Origin of the sequence: Parvibacter caecicola (genome assembly GCF_003725335.1) — a bacterium.
GTDB lineage: Bacteria > Actinomycetota > Coriobacteriia > Coriobacteriales > Eggerthellaceae > Parvibacter > Parvibacter caecicola.
The window spans coordinates 13,059-29,246 of sequence record NZ_QIBY01000018.1; the positions used below are offsets into that span (position 1 = coordinate 13,059).

The 16,188-nt window shown below is 64.4% G+C and carries 12 protein-coding genes and 1 tRNA gene; 4 read left to right on the forward strand and 9 right to left on the reverse strand.

The window, feature by feature from the left end; translation table 11 throughout:
- Nucleotides 1-4: 4 nt before the first annotated feature.
- The 5 genes from DMP11_RS08635 to DMP11_RS08655 all read right to left on the reverse strand — a co-directional run bounded on the left by DMP11_RS08635 (nt 5) and on the right by DMP11_RS08655 (nt 5,417).
- A complete protein-coding gene (locus tag DMP11_RS08635) occupies nt 5-2,782 on the reverse strand; it encodes an excinuclease ABC subunit UvrA (RefSeq protein WP_161555344.1) in 2,778 nt (925 codons plus the stop codon).
- Nucleotides 2,783-2,788: 6 nt separating this feature from the next.
- A complete protein-coding gene (locus DMP11_RS08640; RefSeq protein ID WP_123186091.1) occupies nt 2,789-3,715 on the reverse strand; it encodes an SPFH domain-containing protein in 927 nt (308 codons plus the stop codon).
- A 142-nt stretch (nt 3,716-3,857) separates the two neighbouring features.
- Nucleotides 3,858-4,226: a DUF488 domain-containing protein gene (locus tag DMP11_RS08645; protein ID WP_123186092.1), complete on the reverse strand. Its 369-nt coding sequence runs from the start codon at nt 4,224-4,226 to the stop codon at nt 3,858-3,860.
- A 459-nt stretch (nt 4,227-4,685) separates the two neighbouring features.
- Nucleotides 4,686-4,761, reverse strand: a tRNA-Thr gene (locus DMP11_RS08650).
- Between the two features lie 185 nt (nt 4,762-4,946).
- Entirely contained in the window at nt 4,947-5,417 is a 471-nt protein-coding gene (locus tag DMP11_RS08655) for a universal stress protein (RefSeq protein WP_161555345.1), read from the reverse strand.
- A 364-nt stretch (nt 5,418-5,781) separates the two neighbouring features.
- Between DMP11_RS08655 and DMP11_RS08660 the strand changes: the two genes are divergently transcribed.
- The 4 genes from DMP11_RS08660 (at nt 5,782) to folE (ending at nt 11,236) form a co-directional block, all read left to right on the forward strand.
- Nucleotides 5,782-8,043, forward strand: a complete 2,262-nt coding sequence (locus DMP11_RS08660) for a MurT ligase domain-containing protein (protein WP_123186094.1) — start codon at nt 5,782-5,784, stop codon at nt 8,041-8,043.
- A gap of 152 nt (nt 8,044-8,195) precedes the next feature.
- Nucleotides 8,196-9,806, forward strand: coding sequence for an LCP family protein (locus tag DMP11_RS08665; RefSeq protein WP_214647012.1), 1,611 nt, complete (start codon nt 8,196-8,198; stop codon nt 9,804-9,806).
- 157 nt (nt 9,807-9,963) lie between these two features.
- The gene (gene rlmH, locus DMP11_RS08670; RefSeq protein ID WP_123186095.1) at nt 9,964-10,434 is read left to right on the forward strand and encodes a 23S rRNA (pseudouridine(1915)-N(3))-methyltransferase RlmH; all 471 of its coding nucleotides are present in this window, start codon (nt 9,964-9,966) and stop codon (nt 10,432-10,434) included.
- A gap of 235 nt (nt 10,435-10,669) precedes the next feature.
- Nucleotides 10,670-11,236: a GTP cyclohydrolase I FolE gene (gene folE, locus DMP11_RS08675; protein WP_123186096.1), complete on the forward strand. Its 567-nt coding sequence runs from the start codon at nt 10,670-10,672 to the stop codon at nt 11,234-11,236.
- An 80-nt stretch (nt 11,237-11,316) separates the two neighbouring features.
- Here the strand turns inward: folE and DMP11_RS08680 are convergent, their stop codons facing one another.
- The 4 genes from DMP11_RS08680 to menD all read right to left on the reverse strand — a co-directional run bounded on the left by DMP11_RS08680 (nt 11,317) and on the right by menD (nt 16,146).
- Nucleotides 11,317-12,102: an exodeoxyribonuclease III gene (locus tag DMP11_RS08680; protein ID WP_123186097.1), complete on the reverse strand. Its 786-nt coding sequence runs from the start codon at nt 12,100-12,102 to the stop codon at nt 11,317-11,319.
- A 281-nt stretch (nt 12,103-12,383) separates the two neighbouring features.
- Nucleotides 12,384-13,223 carry a deoxyribonuclease IV gene (locus tag DMP11_RS08685; RefSeq protein ID WP_123186098.1) on the reverse strand — a complete coding sequence of 280 codons (840 nt, stop codon included), beginning with the start codon at nt 13,221-13,223 and terminating at the stop codon, nt 12,384-12,386.
- Between the two features lie 142 nt (nt 13,224-13,365).
- Complete coding sequence (locus DMP11_RS08690; protein WP_123186099.1) at nt 13,366-14,286, reverse strand: alpha/beta fold hydrolase; 921 nt, start codon at nt 14,284-14,286, stop codon at nt 13,366-13,368.
- Between the two features lie 3 nt (nt 14,287-14,289).
- The gene (menD, locus tag DMP11_RS08695; RefSeq protein ID WP_123186100.1) at nt 14,290-16,146 is read right to left on the reverse strand and encodes a 2-succinyl-5-enolpyruvyl-6-hydroxy-3-cyclohexene-1-carboxylate synthase; all 1,857 of its coding nucleotides are present in this window, start codon (nt 16,144-16,146) and stop codon (nt 14,290-14,292) included.
- Between the last annotated feature and the right edge of the window lie 42 nt (nt 16,147-16,188).

A 16,188-nucleotide genomic window follows, 5' to 3' on the forward strand; every position in this document is an offset into this window, starting at 1 on the left:
GGGGCTACTTCGCCGGTTCGGGGGCCATGGCCGGGCAGGGGGAGGCCGCCGCGGTTTGCGCGTCCGCAGCTGCCGGCCTTGGCGCGCCCGCGCCCGGCGCTGTCGAGCCGTCGCAAACCAGCGGGGCCAGGTAGGCGCCGGTAATGCTGTCCGTGCAGGCAGCCACCTGGACGGGCGTGCCTTCGCACACGATGGTGCCCCCTTGCTCGCCGCCGCCGGGCCCCATGTCTATCAGGTAATCGGCGTTGGCCATCATGTCCAGGTCGTGCTCGATCACCACTACCGTGGCACCGTTTTCAATCAGCTGCTGCAGCACTTCAATCAGGGTTTCCACGTCCAGCGGATGCAGCCCGATGGTAGGCTCGTCGAACACGAACAGGGCATCCGTTTGGTCTCGCCGCATTTCGCTGGCCAACTTCAGCCGCTGCGCTTCGCCGCCGGAAAGCGCCGGGGTGGCTTCCCCCAACGTGAGGTATCCCAGCCCCAGGCTGCTTAGGGTTTGCAACTTTTCATGCACCTTTTTCAGGTGGGGCAGCGCGCAAAGGGCCTGGTCAACGGTGAGCGCCAGGATTTCCGGAAGCGAAAGCGTGTGCACGGTGGCGAAATCGTCCAGGTGCTGGTGGGCCTCGCCGCGTCCCTGTTGCGCCTCGGCGCTCGGATGCACATCGCCCTCCACCATCATCTGGATTCCGTAGGCGTCGCGGCCGTAGCGGCTGCCGTGGCAGGCGGGACAGGGGATGTCCACGTCGGGCAGGAATTGCACGTCCAGGGAAATTTGGCCAGTGCCATCGCAGGTGGGGCAACGGAGGCTGCCGGTGTTGTAGGAGAAATCGCCCGCCTTCAGCCCCGCCGCCTTCGCTTGGGGCAGCTTGGCGAATTCGCGGCGCAGGTCGTCCAGCACGCCGGAATAGGTGCCCACGGTGGAGCGCACGTTCACGCCGATGGGGGTGGCGTCCACCAGGTTCACCCGCTGGATGCCGGGGGCCAACACTTCCACCACGTGGCCGGGCAGCGCCCGTCCCGCCAGCTGGCATTTCAGCGCCTCCACAAGGCTTTCCAGCACCAGGGTGGTTTTGCCGCTGCCGGACACGCCGGTCACCACGGTCAGGCGTCCCTTGGGAACGGCCGCCTTCAGCGGCTTCACCGTGTGGATGGGGCCGGTTTCCAGTGAGATGCATCCCTCGTCGAACACGTGGGCGGCGGCCACGGGGGTGCGGCCCCCCACGTGGGCCTTGCCGGCCAAAAAGGGGCCGATGCGGGACGCGGGGTTGGCCTCCACGTGCGCCACGGAGCCCTGGGCGATCACGGTGCCGCCCGCCTCGCCGCTGCCGGGGCCTATCTCGATCAGGTGGTTGGCGTGGCGCAGCACCGCCACATCGTGGTCCACCATCACCACCGAGTTGCCGTCGGCCAGAAGGTCGTCCATCACTCCCAAAAGACCTTCCACATTGGCGGGGTGCAGGCCGATGGAGGGCTCGTCTAGCACGTACAGCACGCCGGTGGTGCGGCTGCGCACCGCGCGGGTGAGCTGCACCCGTTGCCGTTCGCCATTGGAGAGGGTTTCGCTGGCGCGGTCGAGGGCCAAATATCCCAGCCCCAACTGCTGCAGTCGCTGCATGGGCTCGGCCATCTCGGCGGTGATGGAGTTGGCCATGGGGCGCATGTCGGCCGGCAGCCAGGGGGCCACCGTGGGCAGCCAGTCGCCCAGGCCGTCCAGCGTGAGGGCGGTCACCTGCGCCAGATTCTGCCCGTCAATCAGGCTGCTGCGGGCCTTCTCGGAAAGCCGCGTGCCGTGGCAGCAGGGGCACACCTCTTCGGTGAGGTACTTCGCCACGCGGGCCAGCCCCTTCTCGTCCTTGGCTTTGGCCAGGGCGTTTTTCACGCTGTTCACGGCGCTGTAGTAGGTGAAGTCCAGCTCGGTGCCGCTGCTTTTGTCCTTCGGCACGTAGAAGATGTGGCGCTTTTCCATTGGCCCGTGCAGCACGATGTCCTTTTCGCGATCGGTGAGGTCTTGGTAGGGCACGTCGGTGCGCACGCCCATTTCGCCGGCAACCTGCCACATCAGCGACCACATGAGGTTGCGCCACGGCGCCACGGCCCCTTCCTCCAGCGTGAGGGCGGGGTCGGCGATGAGGGTGCTTTCGTCCACGGTGCGCACCACGCCGGTGCCGCCGCATTCGGGGCAGGCGCCGCCGCTGTTGAAGGCCAGGTCTTCCGCGCCGGGGCCGTAGAATTCCATGCCGCATTCGCAGCAGGTGATGGGCAGGTCGGCCGCCACGTTTAAGCTGGGCGGGTTCAGATGCCCGTTGGGGCAACGGTGGCAGCCCAGGCGCGAGAACATCAGCCGCAGGTAGTTCAGAAGCTCGGTGGAGGTGCCGAAGGTGGAGTGCACGCCGGGGATGCCGGGCCGTTGCCGCAGGGCCAGGGCGGCGGGCACGTGCAGCACTTCATCCACCGTGGCGCGGCTCGCCCGGGAAATGCGGCGGCGGGTGTAGGTGGAAAGCGCCTCCAAGTAGCGGCGGCTGCCCTCGGCGTATAGCACTCCCAGCGCCAGCGAACTTTTGCCGCTGCCTGACACGCCGGCGATGGCCACCAGCTGCCGCAGCGGCACGTTCACGGTGAGGTTCTTCAGGTTGTGCACCCGTGCGCCGCGCACCTCGATTTCGGTGGGTTCGGTGAACTGGGCGGGGGTACTGGTGGGGGCACTTGGGTTGGCGGGGGCTCCGCAGTTGGAAGCGCCTGCGTCCGGGCTGAGCGGCGGCGAAGCCAAAGGTTTGCTCATGGCGGCTTACTTCTCCGTGGGGGCCTTAGGGGTTTTAGCGATGGGGCTCGCGGAGTTCGCGGGGTTCGCCACGCTGCTGCCCACCAGCATCGATTCGAACATGCCGGCGGTTTCGCGGAAGTCGCTGGGCAGCACCACGGTGGAGGTGCCCTCTTTCCCGAACGCGCTCATCATGTCGGTCCATTGGGTGAACAAGAACATGAGGTTGGCCTCCGATTGGGTGAGGCCGCTCTCCTTGATTTCCGAAAGCGAGGCGTTGATGCCCTCAGCGATGGCGCGCCGCTGATTGGCAATGCCAATGCCCGCCTGCTCGGCCGCCTCCGCCTGGGCGCGCGCCTCGGTCACCACGCGGATGCGCTCCGCCTCCGCCAGCGCCTGGGCCGCCTCCTGCTTGCGTTGGGCGGCGTTGATGTCGTTCATGGCCCGCTCCACATCGGTGGGTAGCTCGATGCGGGTGATGAGGGTGGACACCACCACGTAGCCGTAGTCGATCATGGTGGCGGCGATGATGCCCTGCACGTCGTGGGCGATGTCGTCTTTGCGGTCGAACACCTCGTCCAGCGTGTACTTGGGGATGGATGATCGCAGCGCGTCGGCGATGTAGGACTGCATCTGGGCCACCGGATCGGCCAGGGTGTAGAAGGCGCGGTACACGCCGTCATCGCGGTTGGTGTCCACCTTGTACTGCACGTCCACGTTCATGTTGATGGTCACGTTGTCGCGGGTTTTGGCGTCAATGTGCAACGATGACTGGCGAATGCGCAGGTCAATGCGGGCCACGATGTTCTCAATCAGCGGAATGCGGAAGCGCAGGCCCGCCTGGGCGATGCGGTTGAACTTGCCCAACCGTTCGATGACGTAGGCTTTCTGCTGGGGCACGATGAAAACCGAGAGCGCCACCAGCGCCACAACAATGAGCAGGGCCACAAGCATGGGATTTCCTTTCCGCGAAGGGTCGATAGCCTCCCATTATAGCCCTCATCGCACCCCATGATTCGTGTGCGCCCCTGCAACCCTCAGAAGCAACAAGTTGTGAGGTGTTTGGCCTTCGGATGCCGCTGCGGGGGAAGGGCAATTACACCAGTTGGTTGATGAGCCACTGCTGCAGCACAACGGCTTCATTTTCGGTTTCGTTCTTGGCAGCGAACAGAAGGGTTACCCGCGGGTAGGCGGCCACTTCGGGGCTTTTCAGCTGCTGAACGAACGCTGCTGCTTCGGGGTTCGCATTCAACTCGGCAACGTAGCGCTTCCGGAACTCGTCCCATTTGGCAGGGTCATGGCCGAAGAAATGGCGTAGCTCCGTCGAGGGGGCCACCGCCTTTTCCCACTCGTTGCAGTGCACCCGCTCCTTCGCGAGCCCTCGTGGCCACAGCCGGTCCACCAGCACCCGATAGCCATCGCTTTCCTCAAAGGGCTCGTACACTCGCTTTACGCATATGTCCATGTCGCGCCTCCGTTGCTTGCTGCTTCTGCTGCGCAATTCTGATACCGCCGGAACGCTTCGCCCTGGTACATGCGCCAACCGTTAAACAACCGAAAGCCCCCGGGCACAATGCGCTCTCATCGAGCAAGGTTCGCCCACTAACCGCCCCTTAACCGACTACCAAAGTTGCTGAAGCGCTCAACCCTGATACGCGTTTCAGCGACTTTGGTAGCGAAATACCACACGTTTTGACGCTTTTGGTAGGCCGTAGCAAGACACCAAACAACCCACCTTGAGTTTCCCCAGTTCAGCGCAGTGCAGTAATCGAGATTACACACAACGCCACCCTTAAATCGACTCCCACAGCTACCAAAGTTGTTGAAACGCGTAAGCCGCTGCAGATTTTAGCAACTTTGGTAGCCTCGCCCGGAAAAACAAAACAAGTCGGCAGCTAAACCGACTGCCGACTTGCGGAAACGCTGGAGCCAATGAGCGGACTCGAACCGCTGACCTACGCATTACGAGTGCGTTGCTCTACCAACTGAGCCACATTGGCGCATTAAGCAAAAACGAAGTATACCGAAACACCTTTTTCCGTGCAAGAACCTTGCGACGCGGCGAGGCCCAGCAGCCATCCTTGGCCGGCGTGCCCGAGGCGCTGGGCATAAAAAGCGCCCCGGCTTGGGGTCGGAGCGCTTTTCTCATTTATGGCGAAGCGTTGTGCGGATGCGCGCGGGCCCCTTACTTCACGATGAGCACGGGGACTTGGGTTTTCTGCAGCACCGAGTAGCACACGCTGCCCAGCATGCTGCGTACGGCCCCCATGCCGCGATGACCCATGGCGATGCAGTCGTAGCCGCCGGCGTTGGCGTAGCCGGTGATGGCATCGTGGGGCGAGCCGTTCACCACGGCAATCTCAACCCCATCCCGGTCGCCTACAATGGGAGCGATGGCGGCGCGAATGTTTTCAGTAGTTTCGCGGGCGGCCTCTTGATCGATGGCCTCCAGCGAGTCTGCCTGCAGGCTGTCGCCCATCACGCCGGACATGCGGGCGGCAATCTTGAAGGTTTCGGCGTTGTAGTCGTGCCAGTCCACCACCGCCAGCACCGTAATGGTGGCGCCAGGGGCCATGGAGGCTAGCTCCAGCGCCTGGGCCAGGGCGTGGGCTGCCGGTTCGGACGAGTCGTAGGGCACCAGAATTTTCTCGTACATGATTTCCTCCTCACAGAAACCTCTAGGTTTTTGAGCCGCTGGAGGGTGCGCCGATCCGGCAGGTCTGCGCTCGACGCTCCGTGCGAGGGGAACTAACTCGACCTGCGGTCGAGTGGATTTCCCCTCTACTCCGCTTGGCCGGACCTCGCTCCAACCCACCGGGTCGGCCCAGCCAGGATGCATCGGACGAGCATTTCCCTCTGCTGAAAAACCTACGGCAAAAGCTTAGCCGTTCTTCCGCCGCTCGGCTGTTTCTTTAACAGCATTGTTGATTTGGTTGGGGCACGGGCGGCTGGCGGCCCTTGTTTTATACTATCGCGAAACCCTCATTGCCCCGCGGGGCCAACTGCAAGGAGCCAAGCTTATGAGCCTGAAAACCGGTGCAGCGCAAGTCACCAGTGCGGTGCTTACCTGGGGCCTTCGCCATGTGGCGCACCGCCCCGCCGCCAATTTGCCCGGCGACGTGGCGCTGAAGGTAGATCCTGCCATCATGGAGCACCTGCGGGGGAAGGTGAGCGAGGCGTCGGTGATGGTGGTGGGCACCAACGGTAAAACCAGCGTGTCGAACCTGCTGGCCGATGCGCTGCAGCTGGCGGGGAAGTCGGTGATCTGCAACCGCACGGGGGCCAACCTGGCTTCCGGCATCGCCACGGCGCTGCTGCAGCAGCCGAAGAGCCAGTGGGGCGTGTTCGAGTGCGACGAGCTGTGGCTGGCGGAGATGCTGCCCCAAACCCGCGCCCGCTACGTGCTGCTGCTGAACCTGTTCCGCGACCAGCTAGACCGCTGCGGCGAGATAAGACGCATCCAGGATTCCATCATCGGCGCTCTGGCGTCTTCGCCGGAAACGGTGCTGGTGTACAACGGCGACGACCCCCTGTGCGCCCGCATTGCCGCCGAAGCCCCCAACCGCTCCGTGGCCTACGGGGTGCAGGGCAGCATGGGGCTGGCCCAGAACACGGTGGCCGATGCCCAGATGTGCCAGCACTGCGGCGCGATGGTGCAGTACCGCTACCGGCAGTACGGCCAGCTGGGAGACTACTTTTGCCCGCAGTGCGGGTTCTCGCGGCCGCAGCTTGCCTGCCAGGCCCGCGCGGTGGAGTTCTCCGCCAAGGGGGTATCGTTCGAGGCGTGCGACGAGGCCCGCGGCTGCTGCATGCCGCTGAGCGCCGCCGCCGGCACGCCTTATCTGGTGTACAACTACCTGGCCATTTTCGCCCTGCTCTCCCAGGCGGGGGTGAAAACCGGGCGGCTGCAGCAGGCCATCAGCCAATTCAATCCCGGCAACGGGCGATTGCAGTCCTACCAGCTGCAGGGGCGCCCGGTGCTGCTTAACCTGGCGAAGAACCCAACTGGCTTCAACCAGAATCTGAAGATAATCACCCAGGACGCCGGGCCGAAGGCGGTGGCGTTTTTCATCAACGACCAGATTGTGGATGGTCGTGACATCTCGTGGATTTGGGACATCGACTTCGAGGAGCTGGCGGGCCAGCCGGGCACGGCGGTGTTCGCCGGCGGTTCCCGCAAGAACGACTTGCAGGTGCGGCTGAAGTATGCTGGCTTGCGCGCGCAGCTGGTGGAGGGCATCGAAGAGGTGTTTTCCCAGGTGAGCGCCGATGGCCAATTGCCGGCTGATGCCGGGATGTACGCCATTGCCAACTACACGGCGCTGCCGGTGGTGCACCAGGCGCTTGACGCGATGGCGGCGCAAGAGGCGGCGGGGGCGAAGGCTGCGGCTGGTGCAGAAGGGGGCGCGGCTGATGCGCCGGGCGCCCCTGCGGCTGCAAGCACAGCTGCCGGTTCTGCAGACGGCGAGGCGGGGGCGGCCGCGAGCGCCGCTTCGACCGACGCCGCCCCGCAGCAAGCCGACGCCGCCCAACCCCCGGTGGTGATTGCGCACCTGTTCCCCGATCTGCTGAACCTTTACGGCGATGGCGGCAACGTGCGCATTTTGCAGCAGCGGCTGGCATGGCGCGGCGTTCCCTCTGAAGTGCGGCGGGTTGAGCACGGCCAGTCTGTCGATTTGGCCGATGTAGACCTGGTGTTCATGGGCGGCGGCCCCGACCGCGAGCAGAAGCTGGCCAGCGAAGAGCTGCTGGCCATGCGCGACAACCTGGCTGCCTACGTGGAGGCCGACGGCCCGCTGCTGGCCATTTGCGGCGGTTACCAAATCCTGGGCCATCGCTGGCTGTGGGGCGACGAGCTGGTGGAGGGCCTTTCCATCGTGGATTTGGAAACGCGCCGCCCCGGCACTTCGGCCGATCGCTTGGTGGACAACCTGGTGCTGGAAAGCCCCCTGGCCCAAACCCCGGTGGTGGGCTACGAGAACCACGCCGGCCACACGTATCTGGGCGAAGGAGTGCCGCCCTTCGGCAAGGTGATTTCCCAAACCGGCGCTGGCAACAACGAGCAAGACCAGGCCGACGGCGTGCGTTACCGCAACGTGGTGGGCACGTATTCCCATGGGCCGCTGCTGTCCAAGAACCCGGAAGTGGCCGACTGGCTGCTGTCCCGCGCTCTTGAGCGCCGCGCCCAGCGCACCGGTACCCCGGCCGCGCCGCTGGCCCCGCTGAACGATGCCGAAGAGCTGCAAGCCAACCACGTGATGCAAACCCGCTTGGGGCTGTAGCCCCTGATGCCCGTGGGAAATGTGCGGCGCGCGGTCTGGGAATGGGGAAATAGGGAGAAGTTATGGAGTGAGCGGTCGCAAGTCGTGACTTTTTGCTTAAGAACGTTGCTCTTCTGTTGCCAATGCCAAGTTGGTAAGGGAAACTACCCCCTATGAATACTTCAGGAAACAACAACCCGCGCAACCGGCGCCCCGAGGCCGGCAATCCGCGGGCGCAATCTCACGGACGCCACACAGCCCACTCTTCGGGGGCTGCTGCGGGTGCCAACAACCCGCGGGCCAATGCGGCGGCGGGCCGTAACAATCCTCGGGCGAACGCCTCTCAGGGCCGCGCCTCTTCCGCCAGCCGCGGTCAGGCGCTTCCGGTGATGGGCCAAAGCGGCGGTCATGTTTCCAACGCGGTGTTGGAAAACCAGGCGATGCCGGCCAGCAAGCGCAAGCGGGGCAAGGCGAAGAAGATTGCCCTCGGCGTTCTGGCGGCCGTGCTGGTGGTGGCCGTGGTGGGCATCGGTTTCGCGTTTGCCTACATCAACAAGATTCAGTCCAACATGAGCGGCAGCGTTTCCGCCGATACCTTGGCCACGCTTGACAACGTGGCCGCCGGCGAGCCCTTCTACATGTTGCTCATGGGCACTGATGGCTCGGAGGCGCGTCAGCAATCGGGTGACTTCGGCGATTCCTTCCGCACCGACACCATGATGCTTTTGCGGGTCGATCCGCCGCAGAAGAAGGTAACGTGCGTGTCCATCATGCGCGACACTCAGGTGAATCTGGAAGGCTATGGCCTGCAGAAAATCAACGCCGCCCATGTATTCGGCGGTACCGAGCTGGCCATCAAAACGGTTTCCGAGCTGGCCGGAGTGCCCATCGCCCACTTCGCCGAAATTGACTTCGACGGCTTTGAGAAGATCGTGGACGCCCTGGGCGGCATTGAGGTGAACGTGCCCATCGCCATTAACGACAGCCACGTGGACGCCGCGCTGGAGCCGGGCTTGCAAACCCTGAACGGCGTGCAGGCGCTCAGCCTGTGCCGCTCGCGCCACACCTACGACGGCCTGGGAGTGGGCGACGCCCTGCGCGCGGCCAACCAGCGCATGGTTATCGGCGCGATTGCCAAGAAGGTGCTGTCCGCCGATCTGCCCACCATGATGGCCAGCATCGAGGCGCTGTCCCAGTACGTCACCACCGATATGTCGGTGCAAGACATTCTGGCGCTGGCCCAGTCGATGCGCGGCATGAACATGGAGACGGATTTCTACACCGCCATCTGCCCCACCGTTTCCGACTACTCCAACGGCGTTTGGTGGGAGCTTTTGCAGCGTCATCAGTGGGAAGAGATGATGGAGCGCATCGATCAGGGCCTGCCGCCCACAGCGGAGGATCAGGTAGATGAGGCCACGGGTATTGTGATTGCGAACGCCGGCGGCGGTGCTATGGGCGATGAGGCCCAGGAGGAAAATGCCGCCAACGCCCGCAAGCGCAACCACAGCGGCAAGGTGGCGGTGCGCAACGGCACCACCGTAGCGGGCCTGGCCAGCAAGGCCGATGCGGTGATCAGCGACCTGGGCTTCCAGGTGAACACCGGCAACGCTAACAGCACCGATTACGATGAGACCGTGGTGGTGTACAACGACGACGACCGCAAGCGGGACGCGCAGGACATCGTGGACGAGCTGGGCGTAGGCGTAGTGGAGAAGAACAACTCGAAGTACCTGTTCGACGGTGATCTGCTGGTGGTGCTGGGCACCGACTACGATAAATAGTTTGTGACGGTTGCTGACGGCGGGCCTGCGCCGGCGCTATAATCCAAGCAGTCGGTGCTCCGCCTTACCGGGCAGCATCGGTTTCAGTTTAAGCCGGGTGCGTTTTGGCTGGCGGCCCGGCTTCTTTTATGGCCAAAAGCCATTTCGGGAGACATCCATGAACATAACCATTGTTTGCGTGGGCAAGCTGAAAGAGAAGTTTTGGGCCCAAGCGGTGGCGGAGTACGCCAAGCGCCTGGGGGCTTTTTGCCGGCTGGACATTCGCGAGGTGGCCGATGTGGACCCCGCAAAGGCCGGCGGCGAAGAGGCGGCAATGCGGCGAGAGGGGCAGGCCATTTGCGCCGCCGTGCCTGAGCGCTGCCATGCCATTTTGCTGGCCATCGACGGTAAGCAACGCTCCAGTGAGGGGCTGGCGCAGCGGCTGGACCAGTTGGCGCTGCAGGGGGAGAGCAGCATTGCCTTCATCATCGGCGGCAGCTGCGGGGTTTCCCCCGAAGTTCGAGCGCGCGCCAAGGAAACCCTTTCGTTCGGCTCCATCACGCTGCCCCACAACTTGGCTCGCGTGGTGCTGGTGGAGCAGATCTACCGCGCCTTCAAGATAAGTCGCCATGAGCCCTATCACAAGTAGCCGGCCTGGCGCCTGTTTCTGGCCAAAACTGCGCTTTTGTCAGAGCCGTTGGTGCCCTGCGGGCGACTCCAGGGGCGTTTCTCGGCTGCTTTGCGCCGTTTTGTCCTGCGACGATGGCGAAATCGGGAGTTTTGAGGCGGTTTTGCTCTGACAATGTTGGGGTTTTTGGCCAGATTGACGCAATGGGGCTATGGTAGGATTTGTGGGTTCGATAGTTTGCTCAAGGAGTTCGTATATGGATAACGCAAAAATAGAAGAGGGCGTTCGGCTGATTCTGGAAGGGGTGGGGGAGGACCCCAACCGCGAAGGGCTGCTGGACACGCCGGCGCGGGTGGCCCGCATGTACAACGAGGTGTTCGCGGGGCTGGAGGAAAATCCCGCCAAGCATTTCCAGGTTACTTTTGACGAGCACCACGACGGCATCGTGCTGGTGCGCGACATCCCCTTTTATTCTATGTGCGAACATCATCTGGTGCCGTTTTTCGGTACGGCCCACGTGGCCTACCTTCCTTCCGAGGAGGGGCGCCTGTGCGGCATTTCCAAGTTGGCGCGGCTGGTGGATGTGTTCGCCAAGCGGCCGCAGGTGCAAGAGCGGCTTACGGCGCAAGTGGCCGACACCCTGATGGAGCAGCTGAACCCCCGCGGCGTGGCGGTGGTGATGGAGGCAGAGCACATGTGCATGTCTATGCGCGGCGTGAAGAAGCCCGGCAGCAAAACCACCACCAGCGTGGTGCGCGGCCTGTTCGAGAGCGACCCCGCCGTAAAAGCGGAAGTGATGAGTCTTATCTTCCGGCCGGTCTAACAACCGGAATCGGTTGCTGTCGGCCTTAAAGCTGGCGGCCGTTTTGGGGCTTTACGGGGCGGAGTGCAGCTTCGCCCTTTTTATATGTTCAGGTCCAGGCCCACGGGGCAGTGGTCGCTGCCTTCCACGTCGTCGTAGATGCTGGCGGCTTCGATGGCCGGCGCCAGCTGGTTGCTGACCAAGAAGTAGTCGATGCGCCATCCGGCATTAGTGCTGCGGGCGCGGAACCGGTAGCTCCACCAGGTGTAGATGCCCGCCTGGGCGGGGTGCAGATGACGGAAAGTGTCGGTGAAGCCGGCGTCGATCAGCTCCGTCAGCTTGCCTCGCTCTTCGTCCGAAAAGCCGGAGGCGCCGCGGTTGGCGGCGGCGTTCTTCAGGTCGATTTCGTTGTGGGCCACGTTGAAATCGCCGCACATCACCACCGGCTTGGGGGTGCTGGCTTCGCCGCTGGGTAGAATGCCCTCTTCAAGCCCCTTGCAGAACTCACGGAAGGCGTCGTCCCACTGCATGCGGAAATCGATGCGCGCCAGCTCGTTTTGGGAGTTGGGGGTGTACACGTCCACAAACCAGAACTGGGGGAACTCCAGCGCCACGATGCGCCCCTCGTGGTCCAGGTAATCGATGCCCAGCCCGTGCAGTTCCCGCAGCGGCTCTTCGCGCGTGAACACCGCCGTGCCGGAATAGCCCTTCTTCTCGGCGCTGGACCAAAACTGGTGGTAGCCGGGCAGCGCCAGTTCTACCTGGTCGGGGCTGCACTTTGTTTCCTGGATGGCGAAGATGTCAGCATCGAAGGCCTCGAACACCTCGTAAAAGTTTTTCTTCAGAACGGCGCGCAGGCCGTTTACGTTCCAGGAGATAAAGCGCATGCTGGTCCTTTCTGCGTGCAGATGAGCGGAGCTAATTGTACATCCTTGGGCGGGCGGTTTTGTCTGTCCGGGGCAGTTGTGCCCAGCCGTCTTAGCCGTTTCGTGGGGCAGGTGTTTTACATCTGCCGAGGGCGCGGTTGCGGGTAGCGCCTTAGGCAGAGATAGAATCTCTGCCCTACGAAGAACGAATGGTGCGCGGCGGAGTGGGGCGGCGTGTCGCAGGCGGCGCGTGGGCGGGAACGACGTGGCGCGGGGTGGCGGTGACCCCTAGCGTACTGCGGCTACTTGCCCGTATAAGCCGCTTGGAAGCGGGCGATGTCGTGCTCGTAAATTACCAAGGTGTAGTCGGGCTCTTCCAGGTAGAAGGGCACGCCGGCCAGCTTGGGGTGGTTCATCAGCGCCGCCAGGGCATTAAAGCCGATGGCGCCTTCGCCAATGCGGGCATGCCGGTCCACGTGGGAGCCGCAGGGGTACTTGCTGTCGTTCAGGTGCACCGCCAGCAGCTTGTCAAGCCCTAGCGCCTTGTCGAACTGCTGCAGCACATCGTCCAGGTGCCCCGCAATGTCGTAACCTTCAGCCCAAACCGCGGCGGTATCCAGGCACACTCCCATGTGGTCGGGGTGCTTCACCTGGCCGATAATCTGGGCCAGCTGCTGGAAGCTGCGGCCAATTTGCGTGCCCTCGCCGGCCATGGTGTCCAGCAGCACGCGGGTGGATTGCTGCGGTGTAATCACCTCGTTCAAGGCGGCGGCGCACTGGGCCATGGCCGCACCGGGCGTTTCTTCCAGAGCGCTGCCGGGGCGAATGAGGTAGTTGTGGCCCGGCAGTTGCTCCAGCCGCGCCAAGTCTTCGGTGTACACCATGATGGCGAAGTCGCGCGTGGCCTGGTGGTCGGTGGCAGGGTCGGCCGAATAGGGGGCGTAAGCCAGGGCGGTGGTTATGCCGTGCTGGGCCGCAAAGGCCTGGTAGGCGGCCAGGTCTTTCTCGCTTTCTTGTGCTTGGGCGCCTCCGCGGGGATTGCGGGTGAAATACTGGAAGGTGTTGGCCTTTACCGAAACGGCTTCTTCCGCCATTTCCAAAAAGCCTTTGCGGCGGGAAAGATGGCAACCGATGGTGAGCATGGGGGCTCCTAACGTGAGGGCGCGCAGGCACAGGGCTGCGGCCGGGGCGGGCAGTTGCCCTTGATGGTAGTTCCGAGCGAGAGATGCCCCCTTGGGCTTGCGGCGCCTGTCGAGCAATTGTTGCCGCGTGTCAGGGGGACGTTCACTTTTGACACGCGTCGGCGAAGCGGGCGGGTTGCTCGAAGTGGGTGTTGTGGCCGGCGCCGGGGATGCTGCGCAGGGAAAACAGCGGCTGGTCGGCGAAGCGCTGCGCCAGATTGCGGCCGATGGCGGAGTATTTCTCGTCGAGCGCTCCGGCGATGTAGGTCACGGGAACGCCGCTACCCTCCATGAGTTGTTCCAGAGCCGCAAGTGTTTCGGCTTTGGCTGCTTGCCGGTGCTGCCCCATACCCTCAAGGGAAAACGCCAGCTCTTCCGGCGTATGGGACAGGCGCCCTTTCCTCAGCAGCTGTTGGCGTTCGGGGGGCAGTTGCCGTTGACTGGCGAAGAGGGGAAGCCCTGCCCACCAGTCCATGAAAAGCTCCGTCCCCTGAGTGCGGGCGCGGGCGGCCCACTGCTGGCTGCGCTGGGCGAAGGCGGCCCGTTGCCCGTCGGTTTCAGGCCCCAGCCCGGCGCTTTCCAGCACGCAGGCGGAAAGGGGCAGTTGATCGCCTGCGGCCGGCTGTTGGGTGGCCAGGGCGTGCAGCAGCAGCCGGCCTCCTTGGGAATAGCCCACGGTCACGGGGGCGTTCCCTGCTGCCTTCTCCAGCGCGCGGGCCAGCGCCCGCAGTTGGGCGGCAGCCGCGTCCAGCTGGAAATGGGCAGGGTTCAGCTGCGGGGTTGCGTCCGGCGCCGTTGCCGATTTGAGGGGCCCTCGGCTGGCGGCGGCGCGCTGGGCATTGCCGGGAACGTCTACCGCGATGGCAAAGGGTTCTCCCGATGCATTCGGCAGCGCCTCCAGCGCCCCTTCAAAGCCGAACAGGGGCATGCGGAAAAAGGGCCAACCCTTCAGGCGGGCCACCTCTTCCCAGGAATCGGCGGTTTGGGCAAAGCCGTGAATCAGCAGCAGAGGCGCCGCGTCCATGGGCTATTTCCCCTGGTAGGGGGCATAACGCCTCCGCACGTCCCGCAGCGCGGTGGGCACTTCGATCAGGCTGATGCCGGGCCGCTCCAGCGCTTCGAGGTAAGCGCTGCGGAACTGCTCCAGGCAGCGCGCCCGCACTGCCGGTACGGCGAAGGCCGCGGCCGCCGCCTGGAAATCCACATCCTGGGGAGTGAGGAACAGCCGCTGAAAGTAGGGCTCGTTCGAGCGCTGCGGCAGCATGTCGAAGATGGCGCCGCCGTTGTTGTTCATCAGCACCACTGCCAGGCTGGGCGGCCGCTCCATAGCCAGCAGTTCCCGCTGCAGCGCCAAAGCGTTCACATCGTGCAGCAAGGTAAGGTCGCCAGTGAAGAAAGTGGCTTGCCCGAACGCGATGGCGGCGCCGATGGCGGAGGATAGCGTGCCGTCGATGCCGTTTTGGCCGCGGTTGGCCAGCAGCGCCAGCGGTTTGTCCGTTTTCGTGCAGAAGGTGTCCAGGCAGCGGATGGCCATGGAGTTGGCGCTGAACAGGCAGCTGTAGGCGGGGATGAGGGCCAGCAGCTCGCGGGCGAGCGCTCCCTCGTGCACCGCGCCCTCTTCGGCCTTGGCGCTGGAGGCGGCCGCTACGGCTTCCCGTTGGGCGTTGTTGGCTTCAACCCACGTGCGGAAAAACCGCTGTTGCTCATTGGTGGCGGCCGGGGGCTGGAAGGAGGCGATGAAATCCTGCGGCGCAAGGGCGGCGAAGAAGTCGGTGGCGGAGTTGAAGTCGCGGGTTTGCTGCTCATCCACCACAAGCTGCAGCGGCCGGCCGTCTTCCCAGCCGGGCACCGAAAGCGAAGCCCCCTTGGAAACGGGCCAACGGCCGAAGCGAATTACCAGTTGAGGCTTCAGCTCGTCGGGCAGGGGGAACAGGTTGTCGTAGTTGTCGATCACGGCATCGGCCACCTGGCTTCGCAGCCCCGACAGGGGGTCGGCCAAAAGCGGCAGCTGCCACTTTTGGGCCCATTGGGTCAGGTCGTTGGCTTGCTGCAAGGTGTCGCAGCTGCCTTCGCCGGCGAACACCACCGTGCGGTTGCCGGCAATTAGCTGTTGCAGCTGTTGCGCGGCGGCGGGGGTGAGCTGGCTGGTCACGGGCACCAGCGGCGCCCGGGTCTCGCGCGTATCGCTGGCATCGTCGCTCAAATCTAGCACCGAGAAGTCCGGCTTCAGCGGTTCTTCCAGAGGAAAGTTCAGGTGCACCGGGCCGGCCCCGCCGCTGCAGCCCTGGGCCGCTACGGGGAAGTTGCCGTCATGGGCGGGCAAGGCGAAGGGGTCCGCCTGCGCCGCGGGCCCGGTTGCCCCTTGGCGCCCTTGCGGCCCCACCGCCGCCAGTACCGCCTCGCGGGCTGCTTGGCGTGCAAAGGCCAGCAGCTGCGGCTGGGCCGAGGGCTCGGGCATTTGGCGGAACTGGCGCACATGGTGGCCGAAGATCTTCAGTTGATCGGTGGTTTGGGGCGCCCCCAGCTGCTGCAGCCGCAGCGGGCGGTCGCCGGTGAGCAGCAGCAATGGCACGCGGGAGGTTTCCGCCTCCACCACCGCCGGCAGATAGTTGGCCACCGCTGTGCCGGAGGTGCACACGGCCGCCACCGGCCGGCCGTGTGCCTTCGCCATCCCCAGCGCCAGAAACGCCGCGCCGCGCTCGTCCACATCCACCAGCACCCGCAGCTGCGAGGAGCGGCGGGCGGCCAGCTCCAGCGCGGTCATGGCAAGGCCGGTGGAGCGGGAGCCGGGGCTCACCACCACATCGTGCACCCCCCACTTCATCAGCTCATCGAAAAACGCCCCCAAGTACAGGGCGGTAGTTTGCGCGTGCGTAGCAGCCATGCGGTGCGTCCTATCTTCTTGGTTCTCCGAAACGGGTCGGGG

Excerpts from the sequence above, each read along its gene's own strand:
- DMP11_RS08690 (WP_123186099.1), bottom strand. The coding sequence starts at position 14,286 with ATGGACGCGGCGCCTCTGCTGCTGATTCACGGCTTTGCCCAAACCGCC.
- folE (WP_123186096.1), top strand. The coding sequence starts at position 10,670 with ATGGATAACGCAAAAATAGAAGAGGGCGTTCGGCTGATTCTGGAAGGG.
- menD (WP_123186100.1), bottom strand. The coding sequence starts at position 16,146 with ATGGCTGCTACGCACGCGCAAACTACCGCCCTGTACTTGGGGGCGTTT.
- DMP11_RS08665 (WP_214647012.1), top strand. The coding sequence starts at position 8,196 with ATGAATACTTCAGGAAACAACAACCCGCGCAACCGGCGCCCCGAGGCC.
- DMP11_RS08655 (WP_161555345.1), bottom strand. The coding sequence starts at position 5,417 with ATGTACGAGAAAATTCTGGTGCCCTACGACTCGTCCGAACCGGCAGCC.
- DMP11_RS08685 (WP_123186098.1), bottom strand. The coding sequence starts at position 13,223 with ATGCTCACCATCGGTTGCCATCTTTCCCGCCGCAAAGGCTTTTTGGAA.
- DMP11_RS08660 (WP_123186094.1), top strand. The coding sequence starts at position 5,782 with ATGAGCCTGAAAACCGGTGCAGCGCAAGTCACCAGTGCGGTGCTTACC.
- DMP11_RS08635 (WP_161555344.1), bottom strand. The coding sequence starts at position 2,782 with ATGAGCAAACCTTTGGCTTCGCCGCCGCTCAGCCCGGACGCAGGCGCT.
- DMP11_RS08645 (WP_123186092.1), bottom strand. The coding sequence starts at position 4,226 with ATGGACATATGCGTAAAGCGAGTGTACGAGCCCTTTGAGGAAAGCGAT.
- DMP11_RS08680 (WP_123186097.1), bottom strand. The coding sequence starts at position 12,102 with ATGCGCTTTATCTCCTGGAACGTAAACGGCCTGCGCGCCGTTCTGAAG.
- rlmH (WP_123186095.1), top strand. The coding sequence starts at position 9,964 with ATGAACATAACCATTGTTTGCGTGGGCAAGCTGAAAGAGAAGTTTTGG.
- DMP11_RS08640 (WP_123186091.1), bottom strand. The coding sequence starts at position 3,715 with ATGCTTGTGGCCCTGCTCATTGTTGTGGCGCTGGTGGCGCTCTCGGTT.